Annotated in this window: 3 protein-coding genes; all 3 read left to right on the forward strand. The window is 40.7% G+C overall.

Going from position 1 to position 1,978, the window contains the following annotated elements; translation table 11 throughout:
- Positions 1–210, forward strand: a 210-nt coding sequence (locus ABZA26_RS13840; protein ID WP_372715080.1) for a peptidoglycan DD-metalloendopeptidase family protein, incomplete at its 5' end; no start/stop codon positions are given.
- Between the two features lie 18 nt (positions 211–228).
- Positions 229–1,032 (forward strand): NAD(+)/NADH kinase, encoded by an 804-nt coding sequence (locus ABZA26_RS13845; RefSeq protein ID WP_372715081.1) that lies wholly within the window; start codon positions 229–231, stop codon positions 1,030–1,032.
- On the forward strand, positions 1,026–1,978 hold a 953-nt coding region (locus ABZA26_RS13850; protein WP_372715082.1), incomplete at its 3' end, for an AAA family ATPase. The genes ABZA26_RS13845 and ABZA26_RS13850, both read left to right, overlap by 7 nt.

Genomic DNA, 1,978 nt, shown 5'->3' on the forward strand with positions numbered 1-1,978 from the left:
CAGGGTCTGGGAAAAGTTGTAATGATTGATTACGGGTATAATATGATAGGAATATACGGAAATCTCATAAGCCATTATGTGCAGGTGGGAGACATAGTACGGGCAGGACAAGATGTAGGTATACTGGGGATGTCCACAGACGGGAAGCCAAATCTGTATTATGAATTGAGATTTAATCTGAAGGCGATAAATCCTGTACTTATGTTTTAACGGTCATCGGAGGAAGGTATGAAAAAAGTATGTTTGGTATACAACAGGGATAAGGTAGAAGCCCTTGAATTTTACAGAAAAACTAAAAAATACTTTGTGGATAACGGACTTGAGATCTTCTCCTTAGAAGATGCATGGCAATGCGACTTTGCAGTTGTTATAGGAGGAGACGGTACCCTTCTCAAGGCTGCTAAAGAGTTTATAGAAAACCCTAATATTTTTGTAATAGCTGTAAATATGGGAAGTCTGGGATTTATAACAGAGATAAAGGTGCAGGAAGCTTTTGACACCTACGACAGAGTTTTAGACGGGGATTATCAGCTTGAAAAAAGAAGAGTCCTTGAAATAACCCTGGGTGAAAGAAATTTTCATGCTCTCAATGAGGTGGTAATCTCAAAGGGAGGAATGCTCACAAAGCTCGTGAGAATAGGTGTGTACTCCAACGGAGAATATGTCAATACCTACAGGGCAGACGGAGTGATAGTGGCCACACCTACAGGTTCTACGGCGTATTCTCTCTCTGCAGGGGGTCCAATAATAAAGCCAAATATAAAGGCAATGCTCATAACTCCCATCGCTCCTCATAATCTGAGTACAAGGCCTGTGGTGGTAGACGGAAACGAGGAGTTAGAATTTATAATCGAGGATATGGAGAGAGTGGGCTATCTCACAGTAGACGGAGAAAAATCATTTAAAATATCCTATGGAGAGCAGGTGAGGGTCAGGTATTCAGAAAAGACTCTTAAACTGGTTCTTTCTGAAAACAGAGACTATTATGGAGTTTTAAGAGAAAAGCTTAAGTGGGGAGATAGATTATGTTAAGGGAACTGAGAATAGAAAACCTTGCTATAATAGAAGAACTTGAGTTGGAGTTTGGAAGGGGTCTCATAACCCTTACCGGAGAAACAGGTGCAGGAAAATCAATAATACTAAGCGGTATAAATCTTCTTATCGGAGAAAAGGCAAATGTGGAGATGCTCCGGGACGGAGAGGAATACCTCATGGCAGAGGGGGTATTTGAGACCAGTGACTACCAGACTGAAGAGCTAAAGGAACTGGGTATAGAGGTAGAAGAAGGAGAGCTCATAGTAAGGAGGGAACTGGATAAAAACGGGAGAGGAAAGGCCTTTGTAAACGGGAAAAGAGTCCCTGTGTCCAGTCTGAAACAGATAATGGGAACCCTCGTAGACCTTGTGGGGCAGCATTCGCATCAGATGCTTCTCAATAAAAACAACCATATAAAACTTCTGGATAAATTTCTGGGGGAGGATTCCCAGGAGGTCAGGTCTAAACTGGAAGAGACAGTGGACCGATACGGAAAAATAAACAGAAAAATATCTGAGATTGAAAAGATAAAAAGAGAGATACAGGAGAAAAAGGATTTTTATGAATTTCAGCTGAGTGAGATAAACTCTCTCTCTCTAAAACCCGGAGAAGATGAGGAACTGGAAGATGAGTATAAGAAACTTTTTAATGCAGGGAAAATAAAAGAAAATCTGGTAAACTCCTACACATTGTTGAAAGACGGGGAGCACAATGCTCTGTCCTCTATCTACAATTCTAAGAAATTCCTGGAATCTGTTTCAAAATACGGAAAAGAGTTTGAAGAGGCTCAGGAAAAGCTGGAAAAGATCTATTATGACCTGGAAGATGTGGTATATATAATAGAAAACCTGGAAGAGGATACAGATACTGACGAATTCAGGCTGAACGAACTTGTGGACAGGCTGGACAAGATAAATTCACTGAAAAAAAAGTACGGCTTCAC

Source organism: Ilyobacter sp., from assembly GCF_041583315.1.
Classification (GTDB): Bacteria; Fusobacteriota; Fusobacteriia; order Fusobacteriales; family Fusobacteriaceae; genus Ilyobacter.